Source organism: Pseudomonas sp. GW821-FHT02H09 (assembly GCF_059421425.1).
Window position 1 is genome coordinate 82,055 of sequence record NZ_JBWKVA010000018.1, and the last position, 18,089, is coordinate 100,143.

The 18,089-nt window shown below is 56.2% G+C and carries 16 protein-coding genes and 1 pseudogene; 7 read left to right on the top strand and 10 right to left on the bottom strand.

Going from position 1 to position 18,089, the window contains the following annotated elements:
- Positions 1 to 149: 149 nt before the first annotated feature.
- Positions 150 to 2,102, bottom strand: coding sequence for a hypothetical protein (locus tag AC07VR_RS22535; RefSeq protein ID WP_495012584.1), 1,953 nt, complete (start codon positions 2,100 to 2,102; stop codon positions 150 to 152).
- A 640-nt stretch (positions 2,103 to 2,742) separates the two neighbouring features.
- On the opposite strand from AC07VR_RS22535, the gene AC07VR_RS22540 reads away from it, so the two are divergent.
- Positions 2,743 to 3,591, top strand: coding sequence for a glycosyltransferase family 2 protein (locus tag AC07VR_RS22540; RefSeq protein ID WP_495012585.1), 849 nt, complete (start codon positions 2,743 to 2,745; stop codon positions 3,589 to 3,591).
- 246 nt (positions 3,592 to 3,837) lie between these two features.
- On the top strand, positions 3,838 to 4,809 hold the full coding sequence (locus AC07VR_RS22545) for a class I SAM-dependent methyltransferase (RefSeq protein ID WP_495012586.1): 972 nt from the start codon (positions 3,838 to 3,840) through the stop codon (positions 4,807 to 4,809).
- A 57-nt stretch (positions 4,810 to 4,866) separates the two neighbouring features.
- Here the strand turns inward: AC07VR_RS22545 and AC07VR_RS22550 are convergent, their stop codons facing one another.
- Positions 4,867 to 6,036 carry a Gfo/Idh/MocA family protein gene (locus AC07VR_RS22550; RefSeq protein WP_495012587.1) on the bottom strand — a complete coding sequence of 390 codons (1,170 nt, stop codon included), beginning with the start codon at positions 6,034 to 6,036 and terminating at the stop codon, positions 4,867 to 4,869.
- Positions 6,037 to 6,062: 26 nt separating this feature from the next.
- On the bottom strand, positions 6,063 to 6,986 hold the full coding sequence (locus AC07VR_RS22555) for a TIM barrel protein (RefSeq protein WP_495012588.1): 924 nt from the start codon (positions 6,984 to 6,986) through the stop codon (positions 6,063 to 6,065).
- 138 nt (positions 6,987 to 7,124) lie between these two features.
- Here AC07VR_RS22555 and AC07VR_RS22560 point away from each other — a divergent pair, with 138 nt between their 5' ends.
- On the top strand, positions 7,125 to 8,183 hold the full coding sequence (locus AC07VR_RS22560) for a LacI family DNA-binding transcriptional regulator (protein ID WP_495012589.1): 1,059 nt from the start codon (positions 7,125 to 7,127) through the stop codon (positions 8,181 to 8,183).
- Between the two features lie 70 nt (positions 8,184 to 8,253).
- On the opposite strand, the gene AC07VR_RS22565 is transcribed toward AC07VR_RS22560, so the two are convergent.
- On the bottom strand, positions 8,254 to 8,448 hold the full coding sequence (locus AC07VR_RS22565) for a hypothetical protein (protein ID WP_495012590.1): 195 nt from the start codon (positions 8,446 to 8,448) through the stop codon (positions 8,254 to 8,256).
- A gap of 251 nt (positions 8,449 to 8,699) precedes the next feature.
- Complete coding sequence (locus AC07VR_RS22570; protein ID WP_495012591.1) at positions 8,700 to 10,706, bottom strand: sigma-54 interaction domain-containing protein; 2,007 nt, start codon at positions 10,704 to 10,706, stop codon at positions 8,700 to 8,702.
- Positions 10,707 to 10,911: 205 nt separating this feature from the next.
- On the opposite strand from AC07VR_RS22570, the gene AC07VR_RS22575 reads away from it, so the two are divergent.
- From AC07VR_RS22575 to AC07VR_RS22585, 3 genes are all read left to right on the top strand, one after another.
- Positions 10,912 to 11,919: a Gfo/Idh/MocA family oxidoreductase gene (locus AC07VR_RS22575; protein ID WP_495012592.1), complete on the top strand. Its 1,008-nt coding sequence runs from the start codon at positions 10,912 to 10,914 to the stop codon at positions 11,917 to 11,919.
- Positions 11,920 to 11,930: 11 nt separating this feature from the next.
- Entirely contained in the window at positions 11,931 to 12,719 is a 789-nt protein-coding gene (locus tag AC07VR_RS22580) for a TIM barrel protein (protein WP_495012593.1), read from the top strand.
- A 116-nt stretch (positions 12,720 to 12,835) separates the two neighbouring features.
- Entirely contained in the window at positions 12,836 to 13,762 is a 927-nt protein-coding gene (locus AC07VR_RS22585) for a sugar ABC transporter substrate-binding protein (RefSeq protein ID WP_495012594.1), read from the top strand.
- Positions 13,763 to 13,860: 98 nt separating this feature from the next.
- Here the strand turns inward: AC07VR_RS22585 and AC07VR_RS22590 are convergent, their stop codons facing one another.
- The 4 genes from AC07VR_RS22590 to AC07VR_RS22605 all read right to left on the bottom strand — a co-directional run bounded on the left by AC07VR_RS22590 (position 13,861) and on the right by AC07VR_RS22605 (position 16,056).
- On the bottom strand, positions 13,861 to 14,403 hold the full coding sequence (locus AC07VR_RS22590; RefSeq protein ID WP_495012595.1) for a DUF4189 domain-containing protein: 543 nt from the start codon (positions 14,401 to 14,403) through the stop codon (positions 13,861 to 13,863).
- A gap of 3 nt (positions 14,404 to 14,406) precedes the next feature.
- Positions 14,407 to 14,538: a hypothetical protein gene (locus AC07VR_RS22595; protein WP_495012596.1), complete on the bottom strand. Its 132-nt coding sequence runs from the start codon at positions 14,536 to 14,538 to the stop codon at positions 14,407 to 14,409.
- A 125-nt stretch (positions 14,539 to 14,663) separates the two neighbouring features.
- Complete coding sequence (locus AC07VR_RS22600; RefSeq protein ID WP_494992261.1) at positions 14,664 to 14,846, bottom strand: hypothetical protein; 183 nt, start codon at positions 14,844 to 14,846, stop codon at positions 14,664 to 14,666.
- Between the two features lie 544 nt (positions 14,847 to 15,390).
- Positions 15,391 to 16,056: a ribonuclease T2 gene (locus AC07VR_RS22605; protein ID WP_495012597.1), complete on the bottom strand. Its 666-nt coding sequence runs from the start codon at positions 16,054 to 16,056 to the stop codon at positions 15,391 to 15,393.
- Positions 16,057 to 16,465: 409 nt separating this feature from the next.
- On the opposite strand from AC07VR_RS22605, the gene AC07VR_RS22610 reads away from it, so the two are divergent.
- The gene (locus AC07VR_RS22610; protein ID WP_495012598.1) at positions 16,466 to 17,170 is read left to right on the top strand and encodes a murein L,D-transpeptidase catalytic domain family protein; all 705 of its coding nucleotides are present in this window, start codon (positions 16,466 to 16,468) and stop codon (positions 17,168 to 17,170) included.
- 310 nt (positions 17,171 to 17,480) lie between these two features.
- On the opposite strand, the pseudogene AC07VR_RS22615 reads toward AC07VR_RS22610, so the two are convergent.
- Positions 17,481 to 17,654: pseudogene (locus tag AC07VR_RS22615) on the bottom strand (ABC transporter substrate-binding protein); the annotation flags it as partial.
- Positions 17,655 to 18,089 lie beyond the last annotated feature (435 nt).

Sequence of the window (18,089 nt, forward strand, 5' to 3'; positions counted from 1 at the left end):
AGCACGACTACTGACAAGCCATTAAAAAGCCGCCAAGCGGCGGCTTCAACGCTTCACTTCATGAGCAAGGATTCGACGGTTTCCAATCCGCGCTCGGTTTTCCTGACCGGCTACGACATAAAACAGCCGGCCTGATGACCCTATAACTACTATTTAGTCGCAACGCTTTCCGGACTATCAATCGAATCAGCAATCCCGGCATGAACCTGAGCCACTGGGTGCACGGAGCCCCTCATCCAGTCTTCCTGAATCTTGCCATCGACAAATCTGGCTTGAGTCAGCACCGAATCATTGGACATCCGTAATCCTCTCAGGCGGGTTGGGGAATAGGACTCCCATTGAGTAATGTTTTGCATCGGTCTCAATGATGGATCCAGATCATGACGAGAAGCCCGCCAGCCTGGGAGATCCACCCAATCGCACGTTCCGTTGCGTTGGTCACAAGCACTAGCCACAGCACACATTGTTCTCGCCCCGGCAGGAGACTCAAAGCCTCGCTGGGACTCGACAGGCTTCCAACCAACCTTCGTGATAGCCACTCGTTGCGCTCCCTGTAAAGGAACTATGAAGTCCCGAACCATCTCCTTGGCCTGCTTGTCCTCTATTCTGTAAACAAAGTTATTGAACTTGCCCCTGGTAATAAGGAATTTATTTCCTTCATTAATAGAGAATGCGCTCAGGGACTCGTTTCCCTGCCCCATTCGGCTAGAGCAGACTTCTGACAACTTTTCCGGCAGTGGATTTGGGTAGATGAGTTCTTTGACATCCTCTGTTTTAACGTTCAGCAGATGGGTATACGTCCAGGCCAGGTCGGAATACATCAGGTAGGTTTGGTCGGTGGCCATTTTCCCTGCTGGTTTCGGCTCCTGAACTTTCATCATTCCTCGGAAAGCTGACAGACTCCAGGTTCTAAAAAGCTTTCCGATAGTTTCGGAGTTTCCCACCGCAGTTCGAGGTACGAGCCCCCACATGACGACCCCTGAAAACCCGAAATCATTTCCACCAAACGACGTCAGAAGCTCATCAGGCTGACGCAGACTGCCCTGACACTGATCATATTTGAATTCCCCATAATAAGGACTCGACCGCAAGCCTTCCTGTTGTGGCCGGAATGACTTTGAAAGCCCTGGAGTGGTCTTCCCATCACAAAGCAACGCGATAGCCGCATTGAGTTGAGACTTATTCAGGACTGTCTTGGTGCGCTTGTCTTCAACAAACACTGTTTTCTCTGACTTTCGCTCCTCCCTGACCTTCTGGGCGACTGTGACATTGCCTCCATCACGACTCCACCCCTTAAGGACCCTACGTGGACCAACTTCTGCCGGAGGATCATTCTGAGCTCTAAAAAAGCCATCGTAGGTTTCGGCCCCTGAGCAAGAAAAAGATGCAAACCTAACCACCAGATGTGGGTCGGCGACTGCCTTTCTCATCGAGTAAAGTGATTGCCAAGACAGAAATGACCTATGACATGCGGTATCCCACCAGTCAGCCGATGCCGTAAATCGCTGGTTGCCCATATTTTCCTTGAGAAACCAATCCAGGGTCTCAAGGCCGGTTTTGTTTTCTTTTCCCGAGCCTTTTTCCGGTATCGTGTTCGTCACCGCTGCATGGTCAGGATTACCCTCACCCGATGCAAATGAGTCGCCCACTGCGAGAATCAGTTTGGTCGTGATGCGCTGATCTTTAATCTCTTGCGCTGTAGCACCATCGACTGAAACGGAAATGGTAAAGGGAGTATTCTCCTTTATCTGCGAGGCTGTCACTTCAGCGTCACAGGGTACCGCTGAGCCAACCAAGCTTGCGTTAATACTCCACTGACATGTCTGTCCTTGTACCGCTCCCAAGTAGGTCAGAAGAACATTGTGAGAAGGGTTGAACAGCCCATTGTTGTAGAGGCCACTTTCTTTGTCCCACCAAGTGTCATTTATGGGCAGCAGTTTCCTTAGAGATGCAGCGTTTTGTGTAGCGAGAAAAGCCTCCGCCGACATCTCAGGCTTCCAGGCTTGTTTGAGTTTTTGAAAATCTGCGTCGTTTTTGAACTGCTGGAATCCGTTGGCAACCGACCAGGATATCTCTGCTCCTTCTGCTGCAACCACTGGCATTGCAAGCACAGCGGCAAATGCGATGTACCTTCGCATAATCGTCCCTTCCCTAAGTAAAATAAAAATACAGCAGATTAGCTATAGCAGTGGCCTATACGATTTGCTCAGAGACTGGCAAGGAACTTTCACGTAGCCGCTTATGCAAAAGTGCCCTGACGCAGGGTCGACCACTTGGGCCAACTCACCAAGCCCAGCTCCTTGACTCGCAGGGCCATGGTGCTATCGGACACCCGAACTGGAATCCGAAATAGGTATTCAAAAGCCGGGCAGGCATGAGAACGCAAGCAGCAAAGTAATCCGCCTCCTGCTCAATCTGCGTTCGCCGGGGTCAAGAAGGCCTGCGATGCTCGGCCCTGGATCCGGGAACTGAATCGTCCTCGTTATGTAGATGCGACCGAACGCCGAATGATCTCCGATTCCTGTTCGTTGGCCGCAATGCCGGACACGTTGACCATCAATGCAGTACTGAGCAGCGCCAGCCCATCGGAACCGAAAAACAATCCTGTCAGAAAATTTATCCACCGGGGAACAGGCTGAAAGGTTACCCGCTCTAGGATGAGCGCAAGCCTGAAGCTTATGCCAGCCCCCCTTTGAACTGGCATTACCGGAACAGCAGTCAGCCATCGAGGTTGAAGAACTTATGACATACCCACTTGCGACCAAGGCAAACTACAGTGTTGTGCTGGTTAATTACAAATCACTGGGGCTGACCAGGACTTGCCTGGAGCTGCTGCGCGAGGGGTTGCAGGAGACTGGCGTTCCTGTTTTTGTGGTGGATAACCATTCGGACGATGCGAGCAGCGAATACCTGCGCACGCTGAACTGGATCAACCTGATTGAACGTAAAGTAGCCGCCCCTGAAGCCGGAAGCGTTGCTCACGGCCGAGCCCTGGATCTTGCTTTGGATCACGTTGAAACCGAGTATCTGTTTCTGTTGCACACCGATACTTTTATTTACGATCCGACTGTTTTTACCATGATGATCGGCCAGTGCACTGGTCCACGCGAAGTGGCGGCTGTCGGATGCCTGGAACAGTTGAATCGAGGTGTGGGTCGATCAGCCTGGCGCCTGGTTTCACGATTTTTCAAGCACTACGCTCGGCGTGGCATGCGAGCCCTGGGCTTGAAAGCAAAGTCGCCGAAACCGTTCAGAGAAACTCACTTGAAGAGCTTTTGTACCCTGTGGAATGTGCGGCTGATCAAGAAGCACGGGCTACATTTTCAAATGGATGAGCGTAATCCCGGTTATGAACTGCAAGATAGAATGGCAGCGCTGAACTACAAGATCAGCTTTCTTTCGCCACAAAAGATATTCCGTTATCTGGACCATATTCAAAGCGGGACGGTCTCAGCGATGGGTGGTTATGCGGATAATCACCGAAGGGTCAAGGCGTACAATCAACTGACCGGAGAGAGACAATTAAGATCTCATTCACTTGATATGAGAAAGCCATTTGGGATCCTTCCAACAAAAACGGCCGTCTACTGACTCCACGCTGGCGAAATCCTCCCTCTTTAAATCCGGGGGCCTTCCTCACGCTTCGGTGCCCTGCCTGCGTGCTGAACATTTAAGAAGCACAAAAATACCGCCCAAGATGACTTGAGCGGGATTCTTCCAACAGGCAGTGTCATTGAGATAACGCTGCGAGCTCAGTGGCGGTTTCAATCCCGGTGACCTATATATCCGGCTAATTGTGTTTAAAATGCCATCCCTTCAAATTACCAGCCCTGCCCAATGAATCCTGACGCCCTCTCTACCCTGCACCACCATTTGCTGACAGCCCTGGCAGCTGTGCCCGACGAAACCCGCCGCCTGTTCCACGGCCGGGGCCGATGCTGGCCGGGGCTGGAACAACTGACCGTCGACTGGATGCAGGGCGTGGTCCTGGTCTCGCTGTTCAAAGAGCCTGAGCAGACGCAGCTGGAGGCATTGAAGCGGCTGCTGATGGAGATTACTCAGTCACCTGTGTGGGAAAAATCCGGCGCTCATAGGTTATTGCTGCAACACCGCTACCTGCCGCAAAGCACCATCGAATGGCTGCTGGGGGAAACGATCGAGGAATGGACGATCACCGAGGGAGGCCTGCGTTATAAGGTGGACCTGGGCAAGAAACAGAACAACGGTCTGTTTCTCGACATGCGCTACGGCCGCAATTGGGTACGGGCCAACGCCCATGGCAAGCGTGTCTTGAATCTGTTTGCTTATACCTGCGGGTTTTCAGTGGCCGCCATCGAGGGTGGCGCGGATCATGTGGTCAATCTGGACATGTCCCGCGTGGCCCTGAGCCGTGGGCGCGACAATCACCGGCTCAACGGTCACGACCTGGGCAAGGTGAGTTTTCTCGGCCATGACCTGTTCAAGTCCTGGGGCAAGGTAATAAACAGCGGCCCTTACGATCTGGTGATCATCGACCCACCTTCCTTTCAGAAAGGCAGCTTTCTGCTGACCAAGGATTACCAGCGCGTGTTGCGCCGGCTGCCGGAACTGCTCAGCAGCCACGGCACCGTACTGGCCTGCATGAACGACCCGGCCATAGGCCCGGATTTCCTCATCGACGGCGTAACCCGCGAAGCCCCGAGCCTGCGCTTCGACCAACGCCTGGAAAACCCGCCGGAATTTGCCGACGCCGACGCTGAATGCGGCTTGAAGGCGCTGGTGTTCAACCTGGATGAAGCCCAACCTGGAGCCGGGCTTCATCCCCTCTGAAGATAATTTCACACTATGAGTGACCGGTTCACGCCTGGGGGCAAACCGTATCCTGGGTCAGTAATCAATCCACACCCCACCGCTGTCGGCAGAGCTGACACAACGTTCGACCCATCGCACACCCTCGACACCCGCGTGGATATCCGGATAGCGCAGCGTCGCCAGCAGTGCCTGGTCCCCGCGGTCGGCTGCGTCCATGGCCATGGCGAAACGGTAGTAAAGGTTGGACCAGGCCTCGAACAGTCCTTCGGGGTGTCCGGCACCAATGCGGTCATCCAGTAGTGCGTTGTGATGCAAATAGCCCATGCCACGCTCTAACACCTGGGCGGGCTTGCCCTGGACCTCGAAAGACAGCTGGTTCGGGCGCTCGTCCCACCATTCCAGGCTGGCCCTGGAGCCTATTACCCGAATCTTCTGGCCATGCATGGAGCCGGCATTCACCGCGCTGGACCACAATGTCCCCATCGCCCCTCCCTCATATTCCATAAGGGTGTAGGCATTGTCCTCAAGAGGCGCCCGGCTTTTGACGAAGCTTTGACGGACACACAGCAACTTCTTGATTTTTAGCTCGGGCAACATGACTTCCGACAGGTACAACGGGTGGGTACCGACGTCCCCCAGAACATAACTGGGCCCAGCCAGGCGTGGATCGACCCGCCACTTGGTGGCGTCGCTTTGAGCTTCCACGGGCTCGCTGTGAAAACCATGGGCGAACTGCATGTGAACCATGCGGATCTCACCCAGCTCGCCCTGGGCGATCATTTCACGGGCCTGCTCGATAAGCTGGTGTCCGGCATAGCCATAGGTGACCCCCACGATCCTGTTCCTGGCTGAGGCAATTTCCCGCAGGGTTTGCGCCTCCTCCAGGGTAAAACACAAGGGCTTTTCGCAGACCACGTGCAGCCCTGCTTCCAGCGCCGCTTTGGTAATTGCGAAATGGGTGCCGTTGGGCGTCGCTACGGAAATCGCCTGGATGCCATCCGGCCGCCCCGCCTCACCCTCGAACAAGCTACGGTAGTCGGCATAACAGCGTTCAGGGTCGACCCCCAGCTGCACGCCAAAGGCCCGGCCGCGTTCTGGATCAAGATCGAATGCGCCGGCCACCAGCACAAATGCCTGGTCACGTAACGCTGCGCTGCGGTGGATGTAGCCGATCTGACTATCGCGCCCACCGCCTACCATGGCCCAACGAATAGGTTGGGGAATACGCTTGCTGCCATTGATCATCGATAAGTCCTTGGCGTGAGAGAGGGTCAGAAACCCACCTGGGAGAGGTAGGCACGGCTGGCTGTGACGTCCCGCAGGCTGCCATGGGCGTTACGGGGATCGCGTTCTTGCTCGACGGTGATGTAGCCCTGATAACCGAGCTCGGCGATCAGCTCGCGCAAGGCGTGATAGTCGATGACACCCTGACCGATCGGGCACATCACACCCTTGCCGCACGCGGCGAAGAAGCTGATGTGCTCGCCCAGCACCTGATCAAACATCGCCTGATCAATATCTTTGAAATGCAGGTAATCCAGGCGATCCGCGTACTGGCGCAGAGTCTGAACCGGGTCCATGCCGGCGTAGTAGAGGTGGCCGGTGTCCAGGCACAAACCCGCCACTTCATAGGGGATGTCGTCGACCAGCCGAGCCAACTCATCAGCGAACTCAATGTAGCCCCCGGCGTGAGGATGAATGACCGTTCGCACGCCGTATTGCGTCCATGCCAGCTCGGCAATCGCACGGATATGGCTCAGCATGCCCCGCCAGGCATCTGGCGCCAGACGCGGGGCGCGGTCGGAATGACCGGCAGCGTAGTCACGCTCCTCGTGACCCCAATCGATGACCACCAGGCAAGGCATGCCAAAGCGCTGCCCCGGCTCCTGTGGGATCACCGGCAATTGCCTGAGCAAGGCACAGATGTTGCGGGTTTGACCGAGAAGATTCGGCAGATTGGAGGGATCGACCAGATTGTCGAAAATGGTCCCGGCTACGATGTGCAACCCCTGCTCAGCCAGCACCGGACCCAGCACCCGGGAGTCGATCGGGAGGTAACCGTAAGGCCCAAGCTCGATGCCGCGATAGCCCGCCTGCGCGGCTTCACTGAGCACCTGCTGCCACGCCGGTAAATGAGGATTCTTGGCATCATCTACGCCCCAGCAACAGGGGGCGGTCGAGATATGGAGGGTCATGTCAGGCTCCGATGATTATTGTTATGAGTCGTGCTGTTTCGCTCGGAGGAATCCTAAGGCGAGCCAGGCCACTGCTGCTATAGTCGCCAGGCGATAGCTGTCAAAACCCGTCAAAACTTTCAGCAAGGCTTTCATTTCATGTCAGAGCCAAACAACCCGTCGCAGCGCCGTTCAACCATGGAGGATGTGGCGCAGGCTGCAGGAGTCAGCCTGTCCACCGTTGACCGAGTGATGAATCTGCGCGCCAATGTGCGCGCCGATACGGCGCAGCGCATTGCCGAAGCCGCCGCCAGGCTGGGGTTCTACGGGCGCAATGTGATCGAGCAAAGGCTGCTTCAGAAGCGCCCGACCGTGCGCTTGGGGTTCCTGCTTCACAAGCGCGGTGTCGCTTTTTATCAGGGCCTGGCAAAAGCCCTGGCCGAGGCCGCGGCGGCCAGCGTTCAGGCGCAGGTTCGGGTGATGATCAACTACATCGATGACCTGGACCCGACAGCCACGGCGCAGCGCATCCTGCAGCTACAAGGTGAGGTCGATGCGCTGGGTGTCGTTGCGGCTGACCATTCAGTGGTGCGCAAGGCCGTTGCCCACATGCGTGCTGCAGGCGTCCCGGTGGTTGCCCTGGTATCCGAGCTGGAAGTTTCGGCAGCCGCAGGCTATGTCGGTGTAGACAACCGGCGCATGGGCCGCACCGCAGGCTGGTTCATCAAACATCTGGCGCCACAACCCGGCCCGGTGGCAGTGATGCTCGGAACACAGCGCTTTCAATGCCAGGAACTGTGCGAGATGAGTTTGCGCTCGTTCCTCTCGGAACAATCCCCGGATTGGGAGTTACTGGCTACTCGCCTGACTCTGGAGGATGAGGAGTTCGCCTATGCCAGTACCCTGGACCTCCTGACCAGTGAACCCGACCTGGTCGGCCTCTATGTGGCCGGTGGAGGAATCGAGGGCGTGGTCAGCGCACTGCGCGTACTGAAAACGCAGAACGTCCCGTTGCCGACGGTGGTGTGTCACGACTTGACCCCGATCACGTCGGCGGCTCTGCGCGATGGCGTGGTTCAGTGTGTTCTTTCTCACCCGGTTGTGGCGCTGGCGCAGACCGCCGTGAAGGCCATGGTGGACGCTACGATAGATCCCTCCTCCGATGCTGGCGCCAGGTTCATGCTTTCACCGCAGATCGACGTCGCTGAAAGCGTCTGAGGTTGTTAGCTGAGTAGAGGAAAAGCCCGCCCCGTGCCCCTCGTGGGGCAAGCATTGCCGACAACGCGGTTCAAGCAACGGACATATTTTCTGTCAGGTTCTGTTGCATATACGCCAGGAACCGGCGCTGAAACAACATTGTATGTTCATGGGCCGCGTGCTCGGCTTCGTCGGGTTTACGCGCGGCTATGGCATCAACAATCTCGTCGTGGTCCCGACCTAATCGGGTTGTGGTGCTCGCCGCGCCGATAATGGGCGAATTCAACCGTCGTCGAAAATTTTTTATCGCAGGGTGACCGAGCGGTCGGATGACCGCTCTTGATGACGAGGGGGCTGGATTGTTTGCTCGATAGCGTCGAGGAGGTGATCAGGCTTGGTTACTGACACAGGGTGACGAACTGGCGATCATTCAGTGAGACAGGAGGCTCACGCTGACTTGATTCAAGCAGCCCTGCAACGCCGTCGCGCGCCAGGCCACTGTGGTGGAGCACCTTGAGAAGGCGCTACAGAAGACAATCAGATGTTTGGTCCCGAACGAAAGGCATCGGCACTGAGTCCGAACCGGTTCATCTTGTTGTACAGCCCACCACGAGAAACATTCAGCTGCTTCGCGGCCAGCCGAATGTTACCGCGAGTATCCCTGAGGGCCGTGATAATCGCATTCATCTCATGGGTTCCCAAGTCCAGGGCAGCCCTGGGCTCTGGCAAACTTCCCAACGCCGGCCGGCGCAGCCCCTGCATGATGTCGAGAGGAAGATCACCCGGCTGGATCAGCCCGGTAACCGCCAGATTGGTCGCGCGCTCGATCGTGTTTTCCAGCTCGCGAACATTACCCGGCCAAGTGTGGGCTGAAAGAATATCCAATGCCGCCGGCGAGATCCCCTGCACAGGCTTGCGCAGCGACTGGGCACAGCGATTGAGAAAATGCCGCGCCAGCAATGGAATGTCCTCCCGGCGCATCCGCAGCGGCGGAACCGTAAGGTTCAGTACATTGAGCCGGTAATAGAGATCCTCGCGGAAGGCGCCATCGGCAACCGCCCGGCTCAGATTGCGGTGCGTGGCTGCAATGATGCGTACATCCACATGCTGCGACTTTTTCGCGCCAACGCGAGTCACCTCGCCTTCTTGCAAGACTCGCAGCAGGCTGACCTGGGCATCGAAAGACATGTCACCGATCTCGTCCAGGAAGATCGTTCCGCCATCGGCCAATTCAAACTTCCCGGCAGACCCTCCGCGGGCCGACCCGGTGAAGGCGCCCTCGACATGACCAAACAGTTCGCTTTGCACCAGATCTCGCGGAATAGCCCCGCAATTGACGGCTACGAAAGGACCGCTGGAACGGTCACTGGCGTTATGGATGGCCTGTGCGAACAACTCCTTGCCGGTCCCGCTTTCCCCCAGGATCAGCGTGGTCGAGTCACTGCGACTGGCAATCCGTCCCAGACGCAGCGCATCCTGTATGACGCGCGAGCTTCCCTGAATGGTCTCAAAGGTATAGCTGGCTTGAGTCCCTATGATCCGCCGGGTGATTTCCCGGATACGCCGGTTCTCCCGCAACGAGATAATGTGCCCGCCCTGCTCCAGGGAACATACGGACACCAGGCATGCCAGGTGACTACCATCGTGCAGCTCAAAGGTGCAATCCAGATCCCGTAGCCCCTCGCCGCTGCGCAGCAGAATCTCGTCAGTCAGCTCGCTCTGCCCCAGACGCTGGAACGGGCACCCCAACAGATCCCGACCCACCCGGAACAATTGACGGGCATAGCGGTTGAGCGCCTTGATGCAGCCCCGCTCATCCAGCACCACAAGCCCCTCGTTCAGCACTTCAAGGACGGTCTGCTGTTCTTCCAGCAGCGTCTGCAGCGCCATCTGTCGCGAGACGGCTTCGGCCGCCGCCTGGACAGTCCCCAGCGTGTGGAAATGGAACCAGCCCGGCTCCGCGGTCAACGTCAGAATGGCCAGGGTCGTGCCCTTGGCATCCCTGATCGGCGCGGCGGCACAATGCATGCGTCGCTGACGCAGGCCAGTCGCGAAATTTTCCTGCGCCAGCACATACACCAATCGGTCTTCGGCAATCGCCAGTCCCGTGCAGTTGGTGCCCTGCACCGACTCCAGCAGCCGGCTGCCCACCGGCGTAAGGTCCAGACCGCAGAAGTAAAGGGTCGTCCCTTCGGCATCGGTGAGGTTGATATGCCCCCTGGGGTTGTAAGCCAGCAGCCCGCTCATGACCTCTGCCGCCACCCCGATCAATACGCGATTGACCGCAAGTGTTGCAGCCAACACGTCGGGATCGACAAAACGGTATGCAAAATCATCAGGGTTGAGGCCGGCCCTGACGCTGCGCAGCCAGGAGTCCCAAATGGCCTGTCTGACCCCGGCAGGTCGATCAGTGCGACCCTTCAGGCAAGCCAGCCAAGCCTGGTCCAGCTCGGCGATGGGTCCTTCATTCAAGGACGCCGGCCCGATGGCCGTAATGTAATCGAGGTCTTCCAGGCTGAAGGCCATGAGCGGTTGGTTAGCCATCATTGAGATCCGCACCAATGTTCATATTTTTGACATGTAATTATAGACATGTCATTCAAATGAACACCTCCCCTCTTTCAATTTGAAATATTTATATAAATATCAAGTAGTTAAAGATTGGCACAGGCCTTGCTCAGGAGCTCATACCAGCGAGGACAGTTCTTGCTGCTCAGCCACTTGAACAACAATAAAAAGGAGTCACTTCATGAATACACCCAAGACCATCCGCCTTGGACTCATCGGCGCCGGCCGCATGGGCAGCTTTCACGCCCAGACCGCTGCTCGACACATTCCCGGTGCTTGCCTGGCCGCCATTGCCGACCCCACACCCGGTCAAGCCGCACGCCTGGCGGCAGAATTGGGTGTGCAACGGGTCTATACCGATCCACAGCAACTGCTCGAAGACCCGGAAATAGACGGTGTATTGATCGCCGCCCCGGCCCGTAGCCATGCCGAATTGGTGATCAGCGCTGCCCGGGCCGGCAAAGGCGTCTTTTGTGAAAAACCCATGGCCATCACCCTTGACGAGGCCGACCGCGCCATCGCCGCGGCCGCCGAAGCACGAGTGCCGCTGCAGGTCGGTTTCAACCGCCGCTTTGCCAGAAGCTTCCGGGCAGCCCATCTGGACGTGGTAGCCGGTCGCATCGGCACGCCTCAGTTACTGCGCTCCCTGACCCGCGATCCAGCGCTGCATAACCCGGCCGCCTCGCCACAGTGGGTGATTTTCCTGGAAACCCTGATCCATGACTTCGATACCCTGCGCTATCTGAATCCAGGCGCCAAGGCTGTCGAGGTCTATGTCATGGCCGATGCCTTGGTTGCACCGCAATACAAGGACAAGGGCCTGCTGGATACCGCTGTTGTCACGATCCGCTTCGACAACGGTGCCATCGCGACGGCCGAGGCCAATTTCCAGGCGGTCTATGGCTACGATGTTCGTGGGGAAGTATTCGGTAGTGCCGGCATGCTGACCATGGGCAGCATCAATCACTCCGACATGGTTCGCTACCTGGCTGACGGCATCCAGGCCGACACCCAGCGCATGGACACCGACCTGCTGCGCGATGCCTACATTGCCGAGCTCAATCACTTTGTCGACTGCCTGCGCACTGGTGAAAAACCACTCGCCAGCGGCGAAGATGCCCGGGCCGCACTGGCTATTGCCCGCGCCTGCATCGAGTCCGTCCAGCAGGGCAAACCTGTCCGCCTGTAAGGAGCACACGCATGAGCTTTACACCCTTCAAACTGGCGATCAGTGCCGAGATGGTCTTCCTGGATCTCCCGTTCACAGAGCGCGTCAAACGTATTCATGCGCTGGGCTTCAGCGCCGAACTCTGGGACTGGACCACGAAGGACATTGCGGCCCTGGTCGCCACCGGCGCTGACTTCACCTCCATGACCGGCTATATCTCGGGCAACCTGACCGATCCCGAGGACATCAAGCATCTGCTCGACAGCGCACGAGAATCGCTGGCCGTGGCCGCACAGATGAACTGCCCCAGTCTCAACCTGCATGGCAGCGGCCTGGACGACAAAGGCCTGCCGGTCAAACCTGTGGCCCACACCAACGGACGTATGTGGCTGAGCGCCTGCAAGACCCTGGAAAAAATCGCCAGGCTGGGGGAAGAGGCTGGCAGGGTATTCTTGCTGGAAAACCTCAACACCCAGGTTGACCACCCCGGCACTCCCTTCGCTCGCGCCGAAGAAACCCTGGCCTTGATCGAAGCCGTGGGCAGCCCGCACCTGAAGATGAACCTGGACCTTTACCATGCCCAGATCGGCGAAGGGAACCTGATCGAACTGATCCAGCGTGCCGGCTCGGCCATTGGAGAAATCCAGGTCGCCGATGTCCCCGGACGCATGGAGCCTGGCACCGGCGAAATCCATTATCCAGCCATTGCCAGAGCTTTGTTGCGCATGGGATACACCGGCGTCGTCGGGCTAGAGGGTTGGGCCTCTGGCGACTCCGAACAGGCACTTGAGCGCTTTCGGCAAGCCTTCACGTTTGATTGACGAGGCCGGCAACGCCTGGGACCTCACTGGCGCTCTTGGCAGGTTTGATGCAGAGAGCGCCAGAAACGCCTCACCCTTGATGAATTTCAACTCATAACAACAAAAGGAAAACCATCATGCGACGTTGCACACTGTTTATTGCCTCGCTGCTGCTCCTCAGCAGCCAATGGGCCCTCGCCGACTATCGCATCGGCGTGAGCATTGCCAGGGTGGACGATAACTTCATGACCTATGTGCGCAGCGGCCTGGAAACGGCCGCCAAACAGGAGAAGGTGCAGATCCAGTTCGAGGACGCTCAGGGTGACGTGGTGCGTCAGCTGAATCAGATCGAAGGCTTCCTCAACCAGAAAGTGGACGCGGTCATCGTCCTGCCCGTGGACACTGCCGCCACCGCCAACATGACCCGCGCCGCCGTCGCGGCGAAAACGCCACTGGTCTACGTCAACCGCCGCCCGGACGAGCGCGTCTTGCCCAAAGGTGTGGTCACTGTGGCGTCCAACGACATCGAGGCCGGACAACTGCAGATGCGTTACCTGGCCGACAAGATGGGTGGCAAAGGCAACCTGGCGATCATCATGGGCGACCTGGCGCAAAACGCCACCCAAGGCCGAACCGATGGGGTCAAAGATGTGCTCAAGGACTATCCCGGGATCAAGATCGTCGAGCAGCAAAGTGCCGAGTGGCAGCGCAACAAAGGGATGGACCTGACCAGCAACTGGGTGCTCGCAGGCTCAAACTTCGATGCCATCGTCGCTAACAACGACGAGATGGCCATCGGCGCAGCCATGGCCCTGCAACAGGCCGGCAAGGCCAAAGGCTCGGTTCCGGTGGTCGGCATAGACGGCTTGCCTGACGGACTGGCGGCCATCAAGCGCGGCCAGTTGGCGGCCTCGGTGTTTCAAGACCCCAAAGCCCAGGCGACCAGCGCCCTGCAAGCCGCCATCAAAATGATCAAAGGCGAACCGGTCGAAGCGAATGTCTGGGTGCCCTTCAAGCTGATCACGCCGGACCTGGTGGCGACTTACGAGCAGCACTTTAAATAGTGCCAAGCGGGGGGACGTGGTTCAGCCACTTCCCCCAGGCTGACATGAGCCATCACAATACCAACACACCGTGTCATACAGGCCTTGTCATGCCCTGGTTAAAATTTTGCAGACATATACCCATCCATATGAGTTACGGTGTATGCATTGCCATTAACATTGATGGTAAAAATCCGCTGATCATAACCTGACGAACTATTGTTTCCAGGTATGGGGAAGTATATGTACTTCACGTGCGCCTTGATCGTTGACCCGGCCCCATCCACTCTGATCTTTTCAACGCTCATGCGGAACTTTCCAGCCCACTCACCATTATTATCATAGTAATCGACAACCGCATTACGAATAGCGGTCAAGTCAGCGGGTGCACTTTTTGAATCAGCACCTTTTACATTTGTATTACACGCCCAAACGTGATTATTGCAACTATTTCCATTTGAGCGCCCCAGACACTGTTCATTGGCCATACGATCTGCCACTGATTGATCCGAGCCTTTTCCCCAGCCATAAGCTGTTCCTACCGCGCCGTCTATCGTGCGGTATGCTCCACACCTGTCAGCGCCAAATAATTCCAATACAACACTGCAGTTTCCGCCTCGTTGCGCGCACTCATCGAGTGCCCTCGTATTGGCCTGCTCCATGGTTCAGTGATCGTGCGACCAGCCGTAATAGAAACCATTATTTTTGTCTACAGCCAACGCCCCAAATTTATCGCCTGCCCATGAATAGGGAGATAGAGCGAGAAGGATAATTATCGCCATGACCTGTTTTTTCATGTGCTTCATCCCGATGAAATAAGCTGACAGCCTCATTGCTCATGCCTGCACAGGGGTACAGTGTAATGGCCGAGCGGTGATCCGCCCCGCTCCCGGAGCATCCGAATCCATTCGGCCTGAGGGATTTATGGCCGAATCGGTTCAGCGGGCTTTTTCTTACCCAGTACATAACAGGTGGTAATACAGTTGGGGTTGTGAGGACTGCTTACCGGCGTCACGGCCAGCAGTTTCCAACCCTCCCGCAAGGCCTTGTTCACCTCTTGTGAGGTGTATACCTCGGTGATCGTTTGCGCTTCGTGCAACTGCATGGCCGGCTCCCTCTGATTGAGCTTGAGTGTTCAGCGTAGCCTTTTATAAAACACGCGGGGGATCCTTTCGGTGCGTTACACGTAATCCGCCATTAAATATAGACTCAATTCGGCGGCGCTCCATCCAGCTCGATCACATTGAAAAATGGGACAGATATATTTTTATGTTTCTCATAATCAATTCCTGCATGGCGAGCCTCACAGTAACCTCGGTCTGCCAGGCTAAAGACGATAAAGACCCTGAGAATCCAGCATTGCAACATAAACCAACCGTCATTATTCATAGACTGACTGGTTATATTTAAACATCCAGCTCAACATCTCAATCCTCTTCAAAAAATCAGGAGAATGTGATGAATACTGTTGAGTATGATTACTCTTGTTGGCGCTGCTGATAATAATATTTTTTATTACAGTCGCAGCACTATTAAATAACGCTCAAGTAGACGTCGCTTCCAGTGTACCTGTTCAAGGGTAAATCTTTTCTTGAACTATCGTCAGCACCTCCTTTGGCCGAGAGTGCTGACGACTCCAACCGGCTCGCTTATCGAATAGGCGGCACGCGAATCTCTCCGGACCGACATTGAGTTTTGACGCCCTTGCCGCAGGCCCCGAATGCCAAGTCCTTGCCCATGCAGACACGAACCTCGGAGAGTTCGGGCCCGCTACACAGAATCGCGATGCCATCAGCAGGGATACCGGGATTACTCTTCCGGAACATTTGCGCAATCTCTTGCGCTTCAAAGTAATGGGCGGTGCTGAAGGGTTGCAGTTGCTCCGGGATCCGGACAGCGCCCACGGCCTTGTCCGCTGTGTCCAGATAACCCGAGGCGCCCAGGCCACTGCAGGTGCCGTGCTTTGTCCATTCATGCTCCAGCAACTTGCGCGTCGCAAACAACGTCAGCCCCCTCGCCTGCTCCGCTTGCGTTAAAGGAACCATCGGCGGGCACGACTGCGGCCAGCCGCCCTTGGCGTATTGAGGCCAGAGACCGTGGAGCACAAAGCCATAGCCTTTCCCCGAGCATTGCTCATTGTCGCGATGGGTCAGGCAAAACGTGGGCGACCAAGACAACGTCAACAGATAGTAGTCAAATACCCCCGCAACCGAGTCAGACTGATGCTTGCCGTTTCGCCCCTCGCGAGCATCGCTCATACCAATACTGCAAATCGTCAGCGCAATAAGCGCGCCCAGTACATAAAGTTTTCTCATTTTCCCTCTCTTTGAATACCGGTTCGTCCGGCTATTTCATATAGTTGATGAGTCAGTCTAGACCAGGAAAGATTCTTGTCACCTTGACGTTTCAACAACATGACTTGAACTGCACGCTTTAAAGACAATAACCAGTAAAGCGTGATACCGGCCGAAGAAGTGGCGAATATAAACCTGTCACACGTCCCGTCAAGGGTTATGAAAAGAGTTTTATTGTTTGTTTTGCCTCATCGCCACAGCGGAAAGTCCTGCTCGCGGCAAATATGAAATGGACAGTTCTGAACTAGATTCAGTGCTCGCAGCACTGCACAATCTTCCCCCTGCACCTCGGGTTTAAAAGCCACTCGAGCATCGTCACTCAGACCCACTGACACTGCTAGACTCGTATAAATAGTGATGGGATACGCACATGACGCTAGACCGCTCGGGCTTTTTAATGGCAGCCATGCTTGTGATGTCCATGTCTGCAGAGGCCGCCTACGCCGATTCGCTTGAGGCCGCGCTGGTCAAAGCGGCACCAGACGCTAACGCCAAGGTTATCGCGCTGGCTGTACGTGCGTCTCAGTGCCGAATGGCGCAAGGCGCGGCACCTGTCCAAAGACTTGCAGTGATTGATTACTCTCTCCCCTCAACCGAGCAACGACTGTGGGTGTTTGACCTGCAACACCGCACATTACTTTTTCACGAACTGGTCGCGCACGGCCGTAACAGCGGCGAAAACATGGCCAGTCAATTTTCCAACCAGAATGAAAGCATGGCCACCAGCCTTGGGTTGTATCGGACGAGTTCGACCTATGTCGGTCATAACGGCTATTCCTTGCGCATGGAGGGATTGGAGCCTGGCTTCAACGATCATGCACTCGACCGGGCTATCGTCATCCACGGGGCAGCCTATGTCAGTCGCGACCTGGCCCAGTTGAACGGCCGTATTGGCAGAAGTTTAGGTTGCCCGGCCGTGCGCCCCGCTATTGCTCATCAACTCATCGACTCAATGAAAGACGGCCAGTTACTGTTTTCTTATTATCCTGATCAACGCTGGCTGAATTCGTCTTCATTTATAAATTGCGACCGCTCCACCGTGGCTGACGCGTCCAAACCGAGTACAAGCTTTTAAGTAGTCTGGTTCGGGAGAGTCGTGCAATTCATCTCCCTTCACCTCATCGCCTTTTCCCGCATCCATTACACCCTCCTGAAAATAGATCAGAGGGTGTAAACCTTATTCAGGACGGGGCAATAACTGTCTGGTCCGGGTCTGCTGGAGCCAGGCTTACCGGATTTTGAAATCAATGGGCACGCGGGTGTCACCGGCTTGGGCGCAGGCTGTGCCGGTGGTGCCGGCGCGGCGACCGGTTGTGCTGGCGCAGTTGGCGCCGGTGCCTGCGCCACGGGTTTGCGGACCGGTTTAGCCACAGGCTTTGGCTTGGGGACTCGTCGCCCCAACTGCGCAGGCGTTGCGAGACATCAAGCGGTATATCGTTGACCCTGGCGAAGACCCGAGCGTACTCGTCGGGATTTTGCCGGCCCCACTCGAACGCCTTGGCGAAACGCCGCAACACATCGTTGACCGCCTTTCGTTTGAGCGGATCGATGCGGATGTCCGTGCGCTTTGGGGCGAGCCTGCGGGTGCGTCCCCTTATAAACCAGTCCTGGTATGTTTCGGCCTTATTCAAATATATGAACATATGGATCCTTATATTTTTTTTGCCTTATATCCTCCCCGCTTTCGTGCTGAATACTTCTTTAAACAGGACAAGAAACAGCACCCAGAAGAACACCCTCAGTTTGTCGGCAATCTAAAACCTTAGAACATCAGATGTTGACAGTCGCCGAGAGCACATTTACCGTCGCAAGCTCGAGACGTAGACAAACACTGGCTTTGAATGAGCCGTACATCTGAACGCAGAAGCCCGGCACCTCATTCATGGCAGACTTCGACCGGCTTTACCGCAGCCGCTTCGATATGTAAATAAGTAATAAATTACGCGTAGTTTATTATCTAATTACACCAACAAGACAGGGCAAAATTCCTGCGC